The 20310-nt window shown below is 32.4% G+C and carries 11 protein-coding genes; 2 read left to right on the top strand and 9 right to left on the bottom strand.

All coding sequences use genetic code 11. From position 1 onward, the window contains the following. Position 1 precedes the first annotated feature (1 nt). The 3 genes from RR561_RS07715 to RR561_RS07705 form a co-directional block, all read right to left on the bottom strand. Entirely contained in the window at positions 2 to 1300 is a 1299-nt protein-coding gene (locus RR561_RS07715) for a homoserine dehydrogenase (RefSeq protein WP_332507118.1), read from the bottom strand. Between the two features lie 289 nt (positions 1301 to 1589). Continuing rightward, positions 1590 to 2729: an Mbeg1-like protein gene (locus tag RR561_RS07710; protein ID WP_332507117.1), complete on the bottom strand. Its 1140-nt coding sequence runs from the start codon at positions 2727 to 2729 to the stop codon at positions 1590 to 1592. Between the two features lie 270 nt (positions 2730 to 2999). Continuing rightward, the gene (locus RR561_RS07705; protein ID WP_332507115.1) at positions 3000 to 3638 is read right to left on the bottom strand and encodes a hypothetical protein; all 639 of its coding nucleotides are present in this window, start codon (positions 3636 to 3638) and stop codon (positions 3000 to 3002) included. 348 nt (positions 3639 to 3986) lie between these two features. Between RR561_RS07705 and RR561_RS07700 the strand changes: the two genes are divergently transcribed. After that, positions 3987 to 4736, top strand: a complete 750-nt coding sequence (locus RR561_RS07700) for a rhodanese-like domain-containing protein (RefSeq protein ID WP_332507113.1) — start codon at positions 3987 to 3989, stop codon at positions 4734 to 4736. Between the two features lie 137 nt (positions 4737 to 4873). Here RR561_RS07700 and RR561_RS07695 read toward each other — a convergent pair whose 3' ends face one another. Further along, complete coding sequence (locus tag RR561_RS07695) at positions 4874 to 5380, bottom strand: GNAT family N-acetyltransferase (protein WP_332507111.1); 507 nt, start codon at positions 5378 to 5380, stop codon at positions 4874 to 4876. A 1691-nt stretch (positions 5381 to 7071) separates the two neighbouring features. Between RR561_RS07695 and RR561_RS07690 the strand changes: the two genes are divergently transcribed. Then, positions 7072 to 8289, top strand: coding sequence for a cation:proton antiporter (locus tag RR561_RS07690; RefSeq protein ID WP_332507109.1), 1218 nt, complete (start codon positions 7072 to 7074; stop codon positions 8287 to 8289). A 291-nt stretch (positions 8290 to 8580) separates the two neighbouring features. On the opposite strand, the gene rpoC is transcribed toward RR561_RS07690, so the two are convergent. The 5 genes from rpoC to RR561_RS07665 all read right to left on the bottom strand — a co-directional run bounded on the left by rpoC (position 8581) and on the right by RR561_RS07665 (position 20307). Then, positions 8581 to 12075 (bottom strand): DNA-directed RNA polymerase subunit beta', encoded by a 3495-nt coding sequence (gene rpoC, locus RR561_RS07685; RefSeq protein ID WP_332507107.1) that lies wholly within the window; start codon positions 12073 to 12075, stop codon positions 8581 to 8583. A gap of 113 nt (positions 12076 to 12188) precedes the next feature. Beyond that, a complete protein-coding gene (gene rpoB / locus RR561_RS07680) occupies positions 12189 to 15935 on the bottom strand; it encodes a DNA-directed RNA polymerase subunit beta (protein WP_442952303.1) in 3747 nt (1248 codons plus the stop codon). A 531-nt stretch (positions 15936 to 16466) separates the two neighbouring features. Next, positions 16467 to 18209 carry a DHHW family protein gene (locus tag RR561_RS07675; RefSeq protein ID WP_332507104.1) on the bottom strand — a complete coding sequence of 581 codons (1743 nt, stop codon included), beginning with the start codon at positions 18207 to 18209 and terminating at the stop codon, positions 16467 to 16469. Positions 18210 to 18225: 16 nt separating this feature from the next. After that, positions 18226 to 19641 (bottom strand): MBOAT family O-acyltransferase, encoded by a 1416-nt coding sequence (locus RR561_RS07670; RefSeq protein WP_334309605.1) that lies wholly within the window; start codon positions 19639 to 19641, stop codon positions 18226 to 18228. A gap of 6 nt (positions 19642 to 19647) precedes the next feature. Beyond that, positions 19648 to 20307: a DUF4358 domain-containing protein gene (locus RR561_RS07665; protein ID WP_334309604.1), complete on the bottom strand. Its 660-nt coding sequence runs from the start codon at positions 20305 to 20307 to the stop codon at positions 19648 to 19650. Positions 20308 to 20310 lie beyond the last annotated feature (3 nt).

The raw sequence follows: 20310 nt of genomic DNA, 5'->3' as shown, positions 1-20310 counted from the left end.
TTTACAACCCTCTTTCTATTCTTATTGCACTTGCCTTGTCAATCACATTAGGAAGTGCCTCTACTTCTTCTAAAGCCCTTGAAAAATCAAGTTCCCTGCTTTTATTTGTAATAATTATATATTCATCATACTCTTTGCCATTATCTTCTTTATACCACTGATTGATTGAATAAATAGGTATATTGTAATATTCAAGAGATCTTATAATATTTGATACTGTGTTTTTATCTGGTCTAACTTTTAACCTTACATAATACTGGAAATACTGCCTTTCAATAGGTATTATTTCTTTATTGTCAAATAAATTATACGCATATTCTGCTTTTGAATTATCAGATATATTTTTTGCTATAGATATAATATCGTTGGCCACGGCTGAACCCGTTGGTAGAGAACCTGCTCCTTTTCCATAAAACATTGTCTCACCTACCATATCACCAATTACATATACCGCGTTGAATTCATATTGAACGGATGCCAATGGATGATCAATCGGAATTAAAGCTGGGTGTACTCTCGCAACTATCCCCTCTTCTGTATTTTCGGCAACTGCCAATAATTTAATTTTATATCCTAAATCTTCTGCGTATTCAATATCTTCTAATGATAAATTTTTGATACCTGATGTATATACTTGATTTGATGTTACAAGACTATTAAATCCAATACTTGCCAGTATTGCACATTTTCTAGCTGCATCTAATCCATCTAAATCTGCGCTTGGATCAGCCTCTAAGTAACCTAATGATTTTGCATCTTCAATGATTGTTTCCAGTGATAATTTTTCGACTTGCATTCTAGTAAGAATGTAATTTGTTGAACCGTTGATAATTCCGCCTATCTTTTGAATATTGTTTCCTGTTAGAGCGAATTGTAATGACCGTAGAATTGGAATTCCACCAGCGACTGCTGCTTCGTAAAAGAAATGACACTTATTTTTTCTGGCGAGTTCTGTTAGCTCCCTGCCATAGAGGGCTATCAAATCTTTATTTGCCGAGACTACATGTTTTCCCTTTTTAAAAGCGGCTTCGATGATTTCCTTGGATTTATCTATTCCACCCATTACTTCAACCACAATATCTATCTCTGGATCCTGAAGTATGTCTTCTGTTTTGTTGGTTAGCGTGCTAGAACCTATCTTCGTGGTACGCTTTTTCTCCAAATTTCTTACGCATATTGTCTTAATGGATATAGGTTTGCCTATTTTCTTTTCAATAATGTCTTTATTGTCCATCAAAACTTGCGTTGCTCCAGAACCTACTGTTCCGAATCCAATGATTCCTATCTGTATTGATTTCAAACTAAATCCTCCTTCATTCTCAAATTCCGCCTAAAAAGGTGGCCATTTCAATTGTCTTTCATTTCCGACAATTGAAACTATTGTATGTATTGTATCATTAAAAACAAATTCGCACAATAGTATTTTTTAAATATATTTAATTTTTCTTAATTTCCTTATATTTTAAATATTTTATTATATTTTCTTTAAAATATATCCTTCAATTTTTTTCTACTTTCTTTTTTACACAAGAAAAAACTTCTCCCATTACCTTTATGAAAGAAGTTTTTCAATTTATTCTTTTTTTAATTTATTTATTTTTCAAGAAAATTCTTCTAACCTTTCTTCTTTCTTTTTCTTTTTTCTTTACCTCTGAACCACTATGTATTAATCTCATCACAGTATCTTGCATCATTTCCCTTTTTTCACTATCCATATTTGTCATTTTTCTAATAAAATTATAGGTTGCACTTAATCTATTTTCAGAAATCTCATTTAATCTATTCGCATTGGTAGAGTTTTTCACTATATTGTATAATTCGTCAACAAATTCCTCTCTTTGCTCTTTATCAAGCCCTTCAAGCCAATACTTTACTGTTTTATCGACAAACTCACTCTTTTCAGTGACATTGTTTCTTTTGACAAATTCTTTACCTTTTACCTCCCAATTTAGACCATCATGTTGTAAAATTCCAGATGCACCACTTGCATTTACAACAATATATTTTTCTTCATCATCCATAAGTATTCCTACAAAAGAGTCCTTTGGAATATATTTTTTAACTTTCTTGACTGTATCTTTATATCCATAAGATTTTAGTATCTTCTCAGTAAATCCTGGTCCATCATTATTGTAAACGGTAGATATTCTATCTCTTTCTTTCTGGCTCAATCCACTAACTGCAAATACTGCAAAATTCCCACCCTTTGAGTGACCGCCAACCATAATATTTTTACTATCATACTTGTCCAATATAGTCTTTAAATAAGACACAGAATCCAACTGTCCTGGTACTGGTGCTGAGAAAGACATATTTAAATTTTCTTTAAAACCTATGATAGTATCATCTGTTCCTCGAAAGGCAACATATATTGTATCACTATCTATTGTAAAGGTCATAGCAGAAAATTGACTTTCATTTACCTCATCGAACTTATTTATAAAATCCGAAACTAAAACATCCTTAAATCTATTAGAAGAGTATGTTCTTAGAAACATCCCCTCTATTCTTGTTATAAGATTTGTAACGTATGAACCCTGTTCCTTTTCTCTATCCTCAATACTTTTTATATATCTTTGTCCAAGTTCAGCAATACTAACTTTTCCTTTTATGACACCTAGATTGAGGTAAGATATCTGTGAAAATATCATATTATCTACCTCATTAAATCCTGATTGTTCAAATGTCAAATCTCCTCGCCAATCAATGTAATCAATAATATTGTCCAATCTTTCCACACTTTCTTAAACGATAACCCACTACAAATACTACTCTTTTAAAAGCATTTAGAAAATACTTTATAATTTAGTTGATAATTTGCTGCTCAATTAAGTATCTATTCACTATATTTCGAAAACTTAAAACAAACTTATTTTGCTTTAAGTTTATATTTTAGTTTCCTCAAATTCCATGTTATGTAACTTAGTACTTATCTTATCTTGACATGTTAGTAGTATTTATTAGAGTGGATTCTATACCTCTATATTTTGTTTGCATATTTATTTTTTATCTGTTTTTTCATCATCGCCAATTTCAGAGAACTGCTCTTGTATGTTTTCTTTATACTCAGTGATCTTTTTCCTACGAGCATGACTCTTTTCTTCTTTCATCTGTCTCTTTGCTTCTCTTAAAAGATTATCTCTTACATCTGTAGCGTATTCAGCTTCTTCTCTTATTTCCGCTGCATCCCATCTATAGATATTTATGGCATCATGTCCTATTGAACTATTTAATTCCATCTCATCTTCTTCCTGAACTATCGCTAGTATTGCTATATCTCCATTGTATATTCTAGAATACATCTGATATAACATATCCTCAGACTCACTTTGTTCACTGATATCAAATCCAGATCCGATCATAGCGCCTAGCCCTGCGAGTACAAATCCTGCGAGAGGTCCTATTAATACACCAAGTACTACTCCGACTACACCACCTATCATAGTCTTACCTAGTTCATTAAACATTTCCATATGCTGATCTAAAATACTAATCTCACCATTTTCATTTTTTACCAGTACGACCTGAAGCACCTGATAGTTTACATTTGAATCGCTGTTTGCCCTTTTTAATCTTTTGTACATTTTCTTGGCATTATTTAAATTTTCAAAAGTAGCCATTACCATATTCTCAGTCATTTTTTAATCCTCCCTATTATAATATTTTAAACCTCTTCTGAGTAAGCCCTTAATACATCTATAAAGACTCCACAAATATGATTTAATTTAAGTCTATAATACAATTATACCCTTTTTGTAATTGTAATTACAAGTTTTTCACATAAAATTCAAAATATTTGATTATTTTAAAAAACTTTATTGATAGTATCTATCAATTTATTATATAAGCAAGTATTTAATTATAGATGATGTCTATCTAATTCTAATATAAAATACCTTTTATCAATAGTAAATTTAAATATTTAAAAATATAAATATTTCATGTATAATTAAGAGAGAATAATAATATTTTAGGAGGTATTCTACGTGAAACTTAAGAAAACAAAATATGCTTTAATGGCCTTATTGATGGCTTCATCAATAGGTTTATCAGCATGTGGACAGAAGGAAGAAACTAAGGAAACTGCTAAGACAGAACAGTCTGAAACTAAGCCTGCAGAAGTTCAAGCGATGAAAGGTGACGCTCTAGCAAAGATTGAAGCTGACAAGAAAGAAAAGGAAAACTATCTTGTAATTGACGTCAGATCTCCAGAAGAGTACAAAGAAGGACATATTAAGTTCGCTATCAATATGCCAATAGACACTTTTGAAAAAGAAATGTCTAAGATAGACAGTTTCAAGGATAAGGATGTTGTTTTATACTGTAACTCTGGCAAGAAGAGTGGACAGGTTGCCGATACTCTAGTAAAGAATGGATTTACTAAGGTATACAATGCCGAAGGAGTAAAGGACTTCAAGTATGATCTAGTTACTTACGAAAGCAAGCTTGGACCAGATTTCGACAAGGATATCAAGGATGGAAAAGCAAAGCTAGTAATAGATGCCAGAAAGGCAGAAGATTTCAGTAAGGGTACTTTTGATAAGGCTATAAATATTATGCCTGATGACTTTGAAAGCAATAAAGACAAGCTTCCAGAAGATAAGGAATCTGCAATATATGTATTCTGTTATACAGGAAACAAATCTTCAGAAGTAGCTAACATGCTTACAAAAGAAGGATATAAGAATGTTGTAAACGCAATCGATGGAAGTAAGGAATACGATTTCGGCTTTTAAATAAATCTAACTTTATATTTATTTAGTATAAATTATTTGAATAAATTATTTGAATAAATCAAAACAGGCTGTATACACAAATTTGTGCAACAGCCTGTTTTATATTAATTTAAAACTTTAAGTTTATTTAAAATATATTACATACAATTTGAATCATTTTTTTTCATTTCGCCTTTTTCTGTTTCTTTTGTGCGAAGAGTGTATCTATTCAATACCATCTGATGATAATCTAATCTTCTAAATCCCATTGCATCGTATAGCTTAATTGCCTTGACATTACTTGGAGATACTTCCAATCTAAATCTCACAGCATCTGGATGACTCTCCATCACCTGCTTAAAGTATGCTTTTGCAATTCCCTTGCTTCTGTACTCTGCTTGTATAAATAAGTCTTCCAGTTGCACTGTTGTTCCTGCTACTTCTGAAGTATAGTATGTTGTTACAACTCCAAATCCTACCAATTTATCATCATAATATGCTTCTACACCCTTGATTGGATGTTCCCCTGACAATATATCTTCTAAAAGTCTTACTATAATTTCTCTTTCTATTGGATGATCTACCGCATCTGAAGAATAAAAATCAAGCATCATCTCCAAAAGATTATCATAATGTTCTTCCTCAAAATATTTAAATACAATCATAAAACCCTCCTATTAAACCTAGTAATATAATATTATGTTCTATGCAGTTATAGTAATTATATAGACAACTATTTTAATTACTTTATATAAAAAATTGATTTTCTAGCCTCATATTTTTCATATTGGCAAATTTTTGTATGCTTTTAATAATCTTTAATAAGTATAAATATAAGTATAAATTCAGACCCCAAATGTAAGTGTTTCCTCATAAGTTTCAGTCAAAACTCAAACATACTCTACGATACTTCAATAAAAATTATTTATATTTTTTAAAATCATCAATATTTTATATATCTATTGCAAAAATTTTATAATTTAAACGACTTATATTTATCGTAGTACTATAAAATTATTCACATTATCTTAAAATCACAATATTAACCTACTTTATATCATATCATAGACCCATATTTAAATCCACATCAAGAAACTTTATTAAGCTCAATTTATTTCTCGAAATCTTAATTTACTAATATTATTTTTATATTTCAAAAAAAATACTAATAAAAAAAACTATTTTCTAGTTTTTATTGTATAATATAAAAAGAACTTATAATTAAACAATACAGGAAGGTACTTTTGCTTAACACAATTATTAGTTATTTTAAAAATGTTTATAAGCAATCAATATCTTTTAATCACTACCTTTACATTGATACTTGCCACAATATTTAATAAACAGTTTGAAAAAATAAATGGATCTTATGAAATTGGAAATTACTACGGCTTATTTGTAGGTACTTTTTTAGGACTCTAATAATAAAAATAAAATATGATTAATTTATGGATTTTAAGATACTAGAATTTATAGATTTAAACTTTAGTTTTAGATTCAAACTTTGGTTATAAATTTAGTTATAGATTTTAGTTTTATAAATTTAAACCTTCTTTTATATTTAGATTTTAGTTTTATAGATTTAAACTTTAGTTTTATATTTAGATTTTAGTTTTAGATTTAGACTTTGCTTATAGATTTAGAATAAATGGATTTTAAGATATTAGATATACAGACTATAATATTTAGAGTTTTATATATATAGTTTTCAAAATATACTAGTTTGACTTATAACAAAAGAGAAGGATAATCCTTCTCTTTTTAATATATAAAAATCGTTTTTCATATTAATAAATAACCCATTTACGCTTTTTTTACCAATTCTCTTTTATATTAATTTCAATAAATTCTAGCTATTCATTTTTTAGTTATTTTTTTATCTTTTTAGTTTTAAATCTAAATAATATTTTTTTGTATATTTTGATATATTTTGCCCATTATCTTTTTATACCTTTTATAATATTTTTATGTATTTTATTGAAAAACATGTTATTCTTTGTATAATTTCTAGTTTATATATCTTTACATTAGCTATTATTAATTTTGATTAAATAGCCGTTCTATTTCAGAATATTAGATTTAAGTGTATTTTTCTTAATAATCTCACTTCTTTCCTAGTTTTCCTATAAACATCCCTCTAACCTAGCTATACAGTTATTTATTTTTTCACGTTTAAAATAAATTATTATTAAAAAGTTCGAAAATAAATTATTATATTATATGACAAAGCGTTTTTTCTATGGTATAATTATTGTTTGTAATAAGAAATAATCTCTAAATTTGAATTAAGAAATATTGTCGGGGGATGTTAATTTTAATTAAGAGATTAATAAAATTTTATAGGAGGAAGGTTGATATGTTAGATTATAGCTATTTATTAAGTATTGCTATTATTCTCTTGTCTACAAAGATTTTGGGAGGACTTACCGAAAAAATCAACTTACCACAAGTGGTAGGGGCATTAATCGCGGGAGTAATAATAGGACCATCAATGCTTAATCTTGTGAGTAATACTACATTTTTAGATGAAGTAGCTCAAATAGGTGTCATTATTTTAATGTTCATGGCTGGACTAGATACAGATCTAGGAGAAATTAAGAGAAAGGGTTCATCTTACCTCGTAATTGCTCTATTTGGTGTGTTGATACCTCTAATCGGAGGTTTCTTGTCATACATGTGGTATTTCCAGATAAATCCAGGTGTTGAACAAGACCTTTTAAAGGCTTTATTTGTTGGGGTAGTCTTAACAGCTACATCAGTAAGTATTACCATAGAGGCGCTCAGGGAGCTCGGTTATGCCAATAGTAGAATTGGTAATGCTATTTTAGGAGCAGCCATTATTGATGATGTCATCGGTATTATTATTTTGACAATTATTACCAGCTTTAGAGATACAAACATAAGTATTTCAACAGTACTTATAAAGATTGCTCTTTATTTCGTTTGTATGGCTATTTTAGGTATTGTAACGGTCTTTGGAGCCAGGTTCCTGGATGTAAAAACGGATAGAAGAAGAATTACCATCTATGTTTTTGCAGCTGTTTTAATCGTTGCATATATTTCAGAAGTATATGTAGGAATTGCAGATATAACAGGTGCATATTTAATGGGTATGATATTTAGTAGATTTAGTATACGAAACTATATTGTCAAAAAGGTGAATATACTTTCGTATTTGTTCTTCGCGCCAATATTCTTTGCGAGCATAGGACTTAAGACAAAATTTGATAGTTTCACTACTGAAATGGCGATATTTGCTGCTATCTTGATAGCGGTTGCAATACTAACCAAAATTGTAGGAGCAGGAATAGGGGCAAGACTTTGTAAGTTTAATAGACACGAATCACTCAACATAGGTATCGGTATGGTATCTAGAGGAGAGGTTGCACTTATTGTTGCGCAAAAGGGATATAAACTAGGTCTAATTGATGCAGATATGTTCTCACCAATTATTCTAATGGTTGTTGTAACTACTATATTTACACCAATATTACTTAAGAAAACATTGGCTAGAAAGTCTGAAGCTAGTGAAAATGAGGAAATTGGCAATATCGAAGTTGCCCCTGAAAATTAATACCTTATTTAATCAAAACCGTATATATATATTAAAAAGTGGCAAATACTTTCATTCATAAATTTTTGTCACTTTTTATATTGTATAAACTGTATATACAAATAATTTCTATTTTATATATGCAGTTTATACAATATAATTGTTTTTACTTTATGTTTTTACTTTATGTTTTTACTATATTTTACTTTATAAAGGAATATACTTTAAATATAAGCCTACAATTCTACTCAGATTTAACATAAAAAAGGGTTGATAACAAATTGTTATCAACCCTTTTATTTAGTTGGCGAATTATTCTTCTACGCCTTCTTTTTCTATAGCTATATTTCTATATTTTCTCATACCTGTACCAGCTGGTATCAGCTTACCAAGTATTACATTTTCTTTTAGTCCTATCAAGTGGTCTTCTTTACCCTTTATAGCTGCATCAGTCAAGACTCTAGTAGTCTCCTGGAATGATGCTGCTGATAGGAATGATTCAGTTGCAAGAGAAGCCTTTGTAATACCAAGAAGAACTCTCTTAGCCGAAGCTGGTCTAAGTCCCTTTGAAATAACTTCATCATTGCACTTATTGTAGTTAAGAACGTCTTCATATCCACCTGGTATAAGGTCTGTATCTCCTGGATCTTCAACCTTTACCTTAGATAGCATTTGTCTTACAATTACTTCGATGTGCTTATCATTGATATCAACACCCTGTAATCTATAGACTCTTTGTACTTCCTTAACTATGTAATCCTGAACTCCGCCTATACCATTTACTCTTACGATATCATGTGGGTTGATAGAACCCTGAGTAAGAGGTTCACCTGCTCTAACAAATGCACCGTTCTTTACTCTTATTCTTGATCCATAAGGTATCTGATATGCTTCAGATTCGCCTTCAGTAGGAGTTACAATAACTTCTTTTCTCTTTCCAGTTTCGTCTAATTCAACGTAACCTTCAATTTCAGTTATTACTGCAAGACCCTTTGGCTTACGAGCTTCGAAAAGCTCCTCAACTCTTGGAAGACCCTGTGTGATATCTCCACCTGCGACTCCTCCTGTATGGAATGTACGCATTGTAAGCTGAGTACCCGGCTCACCGATTGACTGAGCGGCTATTATACCTACAGATTCACCTATATTCACTGACTTACCAGTTGCAAGGTTTCTTCCGTAGCACTTAGCACACACACCATGTTCAGTTTTACAATTAAGAACAGTTCTGATATAAATAGTTTCTATACCTGCAGCAACAATTTTATCTGCATCATGTTCAAGAATCATTTGATCTGCTCCTACTATTTCTTCACCTGTATTAGGGTCAAGAATAGGATCGATTGTATATCTTCCTATGATTCTATCTTCTATTTCTTCTATTACTTCATTTCCATCCTTAATAGCAAATATTTCTGTAGTTTCTGTAGTTCCACAGTCTATATCCCTTACTATAACATCCTGGCTGACATCAACTAGTCTTCTAGTCAAGTAACCTGAATCGGCTGTACGTAGGGCTGTATCTGCTAGTCCCTTTCTGGCACCATGTGAAGATGTAAAGTATTCCATTACTGATAGACCTTCACGGAAGTTAGATTTAACCGGAATTTCCACAGTTTGTCCTGACGCATTGGCCATTAGACCACGCATACCTGCAAGCTGTCTTATCTGGTTTTTCGAACCTCTGGCTCCTGAATGGGCCATTATATAAATATTATTCATTCTGTCAAGGCCGTCCATTAGAGCGTCTGTTACCTTCTCAGTAGTCTCTGTCCAAGTTTCTATAACTTTTTCATATCTTTCTTCATCAGATATAAGACCTCTTCTATATGCCTTTTCATACTTGTCTACTAAATTTTCAGCTTCTTTTATATATTCATACTTAGCTTCTGGTATATCCATGTCAGATACGGCAACTGTTATACCACCTACTGTAGAATATTTATATCCTATAGACTTGATATAGTCAAGTAGTTCTGCTGTCTTAGTATTTCCGTGTCTTCTAAAACACTTATCTATTATCTTTCCTAGTGATTTTTTGTCAGCTAAGAAATCAGCTTCTAATCCAAATGGATCTTCTTCTCTATTTACAAATCCTAGATCCTGAGGTATACCTTCATTAAATATGAATCTACCTACAGTACTCTCAACTAGAGAACTTCTTCCATCTTCAAGAGTTACCTTCATCTTTACTAGAGCATGTAATTCAACTTTTTTGTTGTAATAAGCTAGAGTAAGTTCATTGTAATCCTTAAATATTGTACCTGTGCCCTTGGCATTTTCTTGAGCTTCAATAGTCAAGTAGTATGATCCAAGAACCATATCCTGTGAAGGAGTAGTGATTGGAGAACCATCCTTAGGTGCTAGTATATTGTTTACTGATAGCATCAAATATCTTGCTTCAGCCTGAGCTTCTACTGATAGTGGAACATGGACTGCCATCTGGTCACCATCAAAATCGGCATTATATGCTGTACAAACAAGTGGATGAAGCTTAATAGCCTTACCTTCTACTAGTACTGGTTCAAATGCCTGTATTCCTAATCTATGTAGTGTCGGTGCACGGTTAAGAAGAACTGGATGACTCTTAATTACTTCTTCCAATACATCCCAAACTTCTGGCTTTACCTTCTCAACTATAGTCTTTGCACTCTTAATATTGTGTGCAAATCCTTGACTAACTAGCTTATCCATTACAAATGGCTTAAATAGTTCTAGCGCCATCTTCTTTGGAAGACCACACTGATAGAACTTAAGCTCTGGGCCAACTACGATAACAGAACGACCAGAATAGTCAACTCTCTTACCAAGCAAGTTCTGTCTGAAACGTCCCTGCTTACCCTTTAGCATATCTGATAAAGACTTAAGTGGTCTGTTACCAGGACCAGTAACTGGTCTACCTCTTCTACCATTATCTATAAGTGCATCAACTGCTTCTTGAAGCATTCTTTTTTCATTTCTTACTATGATTTCTGGAGCTCCCAATTCTAGAAGTCTCTTCAATCTATTATTTCTGTTTATAACTCTTCTGTATAAATCATTTAGATCTGATGTAGCAAATCTACCACCATCTAGCTGAACCATCGGTCTTAAATCTGGTGGTATTACTGGGATAGCTTCCAAAATCATCCAAGAAGGCTTATTTCCAGACTTCTTAAACGCCTCTACAACTTCTAGTCTTCTGATAGTTCTCACTCTCTTTTGACCAGTAGCATCTCTTAGAGCTTCTCTAAGTTCTAATGACTGAGCATCTAGATCTATATTTTCAAGCAATCTTCTAACTGCTTCAGCACCCATTCCTACTTCAAAGTTACCATATCCATATTTTTCAATGGCATTTCTGTATTCTCTTTCTGTAAGAACTTGCTTGTATGCTAGACCAGTTTCACCCTGATCAACTACTACATATGAAGCAAAATATAATACTTTTTCAAGAGATCTTGGAGACATATCCAATAAAAGACCCATTCTTGATGGAATTCCCTTGAAATACCAGATATGTGACATTGGAGCTGCTAGCTCTATATGACCCATTCTCTCTCTTCTTACCTTGGCTTTAGTTACCTCAACACCACATCTGTCGCAAACTACACCTTTATATCTTACACGTCTATATTTTCCACAGTGACACTCCCAGTCCTTAGTAGGTCCAAATATTCTTTCACAGAATAATCCGTCCTTCTCTGGCTTTAGTGTTCTATAATTAATTGTTTCTGGCTTCTTTACTTCTCCTCTAGACCATTGTCTTATCTTCTCTGGAGAAGCTAGGCCTATCTTTATCGACTCAAAATTGTTTAATTCAAACAAGGAGTTCTCTCCCTTCTTTTCGATACTTATATAATTAACTGTCTCTTAGGTTCCCGATATGAGAACCTAATGACATGTCATTCTACCCTAATTAGCTACTTTGCGAATTGTTCTTAGTACTCTTCCTTTTCTTCATCGAAGTTTTCTTCTTCATCAAAATCTGATTCTTCTTCCTCTTCTTCATCTACGAAGTTTTCATCAAATTCTTCCTCTTCTTCAACGTCTTCCTCTTCTGCATACTCATCTTTTTCTTCTTCAACTTCTTCAATTACATGAGTATCTTCTATATCATCTGGAACAATACTTTCTATTTTGAAATCATCGTGACTTTCTTCATCAACAGATTCCTTAATATCAATTGGACTACCATCTGCATCTAGTGCACTTACATCCAAGCATAATGACTGAAGCTCTTTCATCAATACTCTGAATGATTCTGGCATACCTGGTTCTGGTATATTTTCGCCCTTTACTATTGCTTCGTAAGTTTCAACTCTACCCTTAACGTCATCTGACTTCACTGTCAAGATTTCTTGAAGTATGTGAGACGCTCCATAAGCTTCTAGAGCCCAAACTTCCATTTCACCAAATCTCTGTCCACCAAACTGAGCCTTACCACCTAGTGGCTGCTGAGTTACTAGTGAATATGGTCCTGTACTTCTTGCATGTAACTTATCATCAACCAAGTGATGTAGCTTTAAGTAGTACATATAACCTACTGTGATGTCATTTTCAAATGCATCTCCAGTACGTCCATCAAATAGTTCTAGCTTTCCATTTCTTGGATATCCAGCTTCTTCTAGAGCATCCATGATGTCATACTCATTGGCACCATCAAATACTGAAGTTGCAACATGCCATCCAAGCTTTTTAGCTGCTAGTCCTAAGTGAACTTCTAGCACCTGACCGATATTCATACGAGAAGGTATACCCTGTGGATTAAGTACTATATCCATTGGAGTACCATCTGCCATGTATGGCATATCTTCTTGTGGTAATACTCTAGAGATAACACCCTTATTACCATGACGTCCGGCCATCTTATCTCCGACTTTTATCTTTCTCTTCTTAGCAATATAGCATCTAACAAGCTCATTTACACCTGGAGATAAATCATCTCCATTTTCTCTTGTAAATATCTTAATATCTACTATAATTCCTGATTCACCATGTGGAACCTTAAGTGAAGTATCTCTTACTTCTCTTGCCTTTTCTCCAAATATAGCTCTTAAAAGTCTTTCTTCTGGAGTAAGTTCAGTTTCACCCTTTGGTGTTACCTTACCTACTAATATGTCACCTGAGTTTACTTCAGCACCTATTCTTATGATACCTCTGTCATCTAGGTTCTTAATTGCATTTTCACCTACATTCGGTATATCTCTAGTAATTTCTTCAGGTCCTAGCTTTGTATCTCTAGCTTCACATTCGTATTCTTCTATATGAATAGTAGATAATCTATCTTCTTTAACTAATTTTTCATTTATTAAAACGGCATCCTCGTAGTTATAACCTTCCCAAGTCATAAATGCAATCAAGCAGTTTCTACCAAGTGCTATTTCACCAAGATCAGTAGCTGGACCGTCTGCAATAACGTCTCCTTCTTCTACTACCTCACCCTTGCTTACTATTGGAGTCTGATTTACACAAGTACCAGAGTTTGATCTCTTAAACTTAAGTAACTTATATTTATCTCTATCTCCATTTTCTTTCTTTATAAGTATTTCATCAGCAGATACTCTATCAACTATACCACTGTTCTTTGCTACAACCACTGCACCAGAGTCTTTTGCTGCTCTATACTCGATACCTGTACCGATAATAGGAGCCTCTCTTCTTACTAGTGGAACTGCCTGACGCTGCATGTTTGATCCCATAAGCGCTCTATTGGCATCATCATTTTCCAAGAAAGGAATCATAGCAGTCGCAACAGAAACAACCTGCTTAGGAGATATATCCATGTAATCAACTCTATCTTCTGGAACCAATTCAACTGCACCATGTACAGTTCTACAGATTACTCTGTTATTTATGAAATGTCCATCATCATCTAGAGGCTCATTGGCCTGAGCTCTTACATAAAGATCTTCTTCATCAGCTGTTAAATAATGTATATCATCTGTGACAACCTTGTTTTCTTTGTCATATCTTCTGTATGGAGATTCTATAAATCCATACTCATTTATCTTTGCATAAGTTGAAAGAGAGTTTATAAGACCTATATTTGGTCCTTCTGGAGTCTCTATTGGACATATTCTACCATAATGTGAATGATGAACGTCACGAACTTCGAACCCTGCTCTTTCTCTTGAAAGTCCACCTGGTCCAAGAGCTGATAATCTTCTCTTATGAGTTAGTTCTGATAGTGGGTTTGTCTGATCCATGAACTGTGACAACTGAGAACTACCAAAGAATTCTTTGATTGCTGCAGATACTGGTCTGATATTTACAAGAGCCTGAGGTGTGATAGTTTCCATATCTTGAACTGTCATTCTTTCCTTTATAACTCTTTCCATTCTAGAAAAACCTATACGAACCTGATTTTGAAGAAGTTCCCCAACACATCTGATTCTTCTGTTTCCTAGATGATCTATATCATCGACATTACCAACTCTATATTTTCCTTCTATTATATAAAATAGACCGAATTCATAGCTTATAGACGCAATAATATCATCAAGCAAGATATGCTTTGGTACTAACGCCTTTATATTAGCCTTTATTACTTCTTTGATTTCATTTTCATCATCATACTTTTCTAATATTTCCTTTAAAGTAGGATAATGAACATCTTCTTTGATATTTAAATCAGATATATCAAAGTCTACATGAGACTGTGCGTCTACGAAATTGTTACCAATTACCTTGATTTCTTTTCCGCTTTCACTTTCAACAATTATCCAAACTTGGTTAATTCCTGAATTTTGTATTCTCTTTGCTACATCAAGTTCTATCTTTTCTCCAGCCTTTACGAATACTTCTCCAGTTTCTCCATTTACTATATCTCTTGAGGCTACCTTATCCATTATTCTATAACAAAGAGCCAACTTCTTGTTGAACTTATATCTACCAACTTTGGCAAGATCATATCTCTTTGGATCAAAGAATAATGAGTTAAGAAGTGATGAAGCACTCTCTACTGTAGGAGGTTCACCTGGTCTCAATTTCTTATATATTTCTACAAGTCCTTCTTCAACATTAGTGGTATTATCCTTTTCTAATGTGGCTCTTAATCTCTCATCATCACCCATTAGGTCAAGTATTTCCATATCTGTACCTATTCCTAGAGCTCTTAGAAGTACTGTTACTGGTTGCTTTCTAGTTCTGTCTACTCTTACTGATATAATGCCTGAAGAATCTGTTTCATATTCTAACCAAGCACCTCTGTTAGGTATTACAGTAGAAGAAATTAGTCTGCTACCTGTCTTATCTCTCTCTTCAGCATAATAAACACCTGGAGATCTAACTAATTGTGATACGATAACTCTTTCTGCACCATTTATGATAAATGTACCTCTGTCTGTCATTAGAGGGAAATCTCCCATAAATACTTCTTGTTCCTTTATTTCGCCAGTTTCCTTATTTATAAGTCTAACCTTTACTTTTAAAGGTGCGCAGTAAGTGCTGTCTCTTTCCTTACACTCTTCAATATCGTACTTTGGTTTTTCATCTAGAGAATAATCCACAAACTCCAATATAAGATTTCCTGTATAATCTTCTATTGGTGATATGTCTGTAAATACCTCTTTTAAGCCTTCTCTTAAGAACCAATCGTATGAGTCTACCTGAATCTCAATCAGATTTGGCACGTCAGCTATTTCCTTAATCTTGGAAAAGCTCATTCTTTCTCTTTTTCCAATCATCACTGGATGTGGTACCACAATTTTCACCTCACTAAATTAAATTTTATTGCATTTGTTAATTTATGAGTCCACGCTTATAAATCCACCTCGCTCTAGTAATTAAATGCAAAAGAAATTTACCTCTACGAGCCCACTTTATAAATCGCAATTATCTAATAAAATAATGCTTATCGCAATAAATGCGCCAGGAAAACAATACCACGTCATTAACAAAAACGGGTAATATTTCACAACATAAGCAGTATATTATTTTATCACAAAGAGTCAAGTTTTTCAAGTATTTTTTTGTTTTTTTATATTTTAAATTCTTTTTATTATGCTTATAATTTTTTAGTCTTCATGCAAAAAGATGCGAGCCAATTGGCTCGCATCTTTTCTATCAATTTTATTTAAGCTCTCTTTTTTATTTAAATTCAACAATTAACATTTTTCATTAATTGTTATGATATTCTGAGAGCTAATTTCTCTTTTTACTAGTAAATCTATTTTTTTATTTTCATTTATACTCTTAAAATTTTTATACCTATAAGCTTAGCTTGTCTTTGACTTGCTATTTATGCTCAAGATAGATGCATCCGTGTTGAATGTATTTACATTATAAAGAAGTAAGACATCTGTAATATCATTATTATTAATTACCTCTTCCATAGTTCCTGTATAATACCTCAAATCAATTACATTTATTTCCGCATAATTATTCACCAAAAATGGTAGCATTGAGTTTGCATATGAATCTTTTACTAAAAGTAATTTCTTATCAGTATCAACATTTGTTCTTATCTTAATCTGAGTATGATTTCCTCCTGTAAACACTTCATATGGATCTCTTCCTTCTAACTTAGATGGATCATAAAGAGTAGGAACTTTTTTCTTTGTATCATAATACTTTGTTATTAGAGGATTATTTGCCTCCTGAACATATAGGTACAAATCATCTGGAGAACCTATCTGTGCTCCATTTTTATAATACAAGCTTCCATAGAATTTGTCTGTAGCCAAAGTCTTTGTAAATGTGCTCTCACTGGCAGGTTCCATTCCTAATTTCTTACAATAACTTAGATATGCTGTATAGGCTCCATCACTTGTCCAGTGGTGATCTGTCTTAAAATAAAGTTGTTCTGAGTTTTTAACTTTGTTAAAATCATCTATTAAATTTATAAACCTAATTTTATTATCTGCCATTGCACTAAGCTCTTTTAGATATTCTGCCTGAGAGTCTACTGGAGCATTTGCTGGCAACAAATTATTATAAATTTCAACTTTATTTGGAACAATCATCATACTTGTCTTTAATTTTGGATTACTAGTGACAAATGTATTGACTGCATCCATTTTTTCTTTGGTTGTCTCTTGATCTGCCTTTTTGAAACCTTCCATTAGGTAGCCATCTTTGCATACATATACACCATTGATTTCTTTCTTACCAAACATCATATCCATATTTGCCTTAGTTTTAATAAAACTACTCCTCTTTGGAAATTGATCAGACATATATTTTGCATAGTCTTTTGAGTAGCTTCCATCGACGAACTTTGACATAGAGAATTTTGGTTTTTGTTGTAATTCTCTATTTTCTGCAACAGATACCTTCTGGCTAGGAGTAGCCATTACTGCTACAGTCATCACTACTATTACTAGCATTGATACTATTGTCAAATTTCTATAGAATCTATAATCTAATACTCTTTTTCTTTCTTCTTTTACATATTTTTTCTTATCTCCACCTCTGAATATAAAATTAAAGAAAAGAGTAATTGAATATATAATTATCTGCAAGAAATTCGCTGATTTTCTCTTTCTTACCTTTTTCTTTTTCTGAGGTTTTTTCTTTTGCACTTGCTTTCTCTGTGCGTTTTCTATTTTATCTTTTGATATTCTTTGTGTTTGCTCTAGCCTAGATCCATATGTTCTTTGCTTGCCGTTTACAGGTCTAGCCTGAGTTGGCCTTGTTTGACTTGGCCTTGCTTGACTTGGTCTCGCCTGAGTTGGTCTCGCTTGACTCGGTTTTTTCGAAGATTTAGCTTTTGTATTTATAGGCTGTTGCTTCTTTTTTGTTTTAGACGAAGAAGGCCTCTGCTTCTTTGAGCTTTGCTGTTTCTTTGAATTTGGTTTTTTCTTAGATCCAGCTTTATTATTTGGTCTATTGGCCGTACCTGCAGGCTTTTTAGTTGCTTTCCTAATATATGATGGATCACTTTCTACATCCAAATCCAATAACTTTTTAAGGCTGTCAGGCATTTCAGGTTCTACGTATTTTTTTCTTTTTTTACTCATCCTGCATCACCTCCACCTAAAAATTAAAGTATAGGAATGGACTGTAGCTTTCGCCTATCAAAGAAGATACTGCTAGCATAAATATTGCAAAATAGAATATTGATATCGCTATATATCCACTTCTTCCAAACCTAGATTTTATATTATCTATTATTCTCTTTACAAGAGTTGTTGAACCGATCATTGCTGGTATTATAATCTTCCATGATGTCTTAAATAGATACATGGCAGTCGGATCAACTATTCCGTTTGCCCCAACTATAAACATATTACCATAGAATTTTGTTATTTGTGAGACTCCTTGAAGATCAAACATTACCCAACCTAATACTACTATTAATAGACAGTATAGAGTTTGAACTTTACTATTTCTTTTTTCAAGGAAGCCTAATATTTTTATTTTTTCTAAATATATAATAATTCCAAAATATAGACCCCATATTACAAAATTCCAACTAGCACCATGCCATAATCCAGTAACCATCCATACTATGAATATGTTTCTTATATGTTGCGTCTTACTTCCTCTATTACCGCCTAATGGGAAGTATATATACGTCTTGAACCAATTTCCAAGAGATATATGCCATCTTCTCCAAAACTCTGTTGCACTCTTAGATATGTACGGATAGTTAAAGTTTTCTGCCCACTTAAATCCAAGCATGTAACCTAAACCTATTGCCATATCAGAGTATCCACTAAAGTCAAAATAAATCTGCAATGTAAATGCAATTATTCCTATCCAAGCACTTGCTGCTGACATCTCTAGTCCAGGCATGTCTTTTACCTGTGCCCATATCAGTGCTAGATTATTTGCAATTAAAACTTTCTTACCAAGACCTATTATGAACTTTTCAAGCCCTTTACCAAATTTATCTGTTGTGCACCTTCTATTTTGAAGTTCTTTTTCCATCTCATTGTACTGGACTATTGGTCCTGCACCAATTTGAGGGAATATACTAATATATAATGCAAAATCTGATAAACTTGCTTGCGGCTTAGTTTTTCCAGTATAGACATCTACTATATAAGAAATTATCTTAAATGTATAAAATGAAATACCAAATGGTAATGGTAGATCAATTATTCTAAGATTCATTCTTGTGACAAGGTTGAAGTTGTCTATTAGGAATCCGTAATACTTAAAAAATGCTAATATGGCCACATTAATTACTATCAAGCAGACCATATAAAACTTTGCTTCTTCGCGCCTTTTTCTAATATCGTACATCATTCTGACACCAAACCATGTCACTAGAATTGATGCTATCATTAATATTAGATACGCAGGTTCTCCCCAGCTGTAGAAAAATAAACTCAAAACTAAAAGAACTTTGTTTTTTATCTTTCTAGGTGCCACTGTATAAATTATTATTGCTATTGGGAAGAACAAGAATAAAAATGTTAAACTAGTAAAACTCAAAACCCTCACCTTCCCTTATTTATAACTTTTTTTTATAATATTATCTACAATACTTACATCCTTTGCTGATACAAAGTATATGTAATCGCCCTTTTTCTTTAGCTCGCTGGAAGATATTATTTTATATTGATCTGGCGCATAGTTTTTGAAACTATTAGATTGTGAATCTATTCTTCCTTGAATTTTTTTCATTACAACATCTGAGTACTCTGGCTTACATTTTACTATCAAAATTTCATTGGCCTGCATATTGCTCTTTGGAGCAAATGATACATAGTTTTCAATTTCATTTTGATTAATTCCATATAGCTTTCTTAGATCCTGCTCATCTCCAACATAAAGCTCACTTATATCTATATTTTTCGAAATATTAGTCTTAAGTGCAGGAAAATCAACCTCTTTTACTTTTACAAATTGATATGCTAATACAAATACTATACAGACTATTATAGCTAGAACAATATATTTCTTTCTATATATGCTGCTCATTTTCATGGGTTTTCTATCGGCTATAATCTCTGGATTTTCTTTTATTACTATTTTTTCTTTAATTTTTTTACCGTTGGGATTATTGCCTCCCTTTTCTTTTTCTTCTTTTACAATTCTTAATCTAGCAGTGTGTTCATAGTTTACAGGTGGTTTTTTATTATCTTCTTCATTCTTCAAATGGCACACCTC

Origin of the sequence: Peptostreptococcus sp. (assembly GCF_036639115.1) — a bacterium.
GTDB lineage: Bacteria > Bacillota > Clostridia > Peptostreptococcales > Peptostreptococcaceae > Peptostreptococcus.
This window is presented reverse-complemented; position numbering and strand designations above follow the sequence as displayed.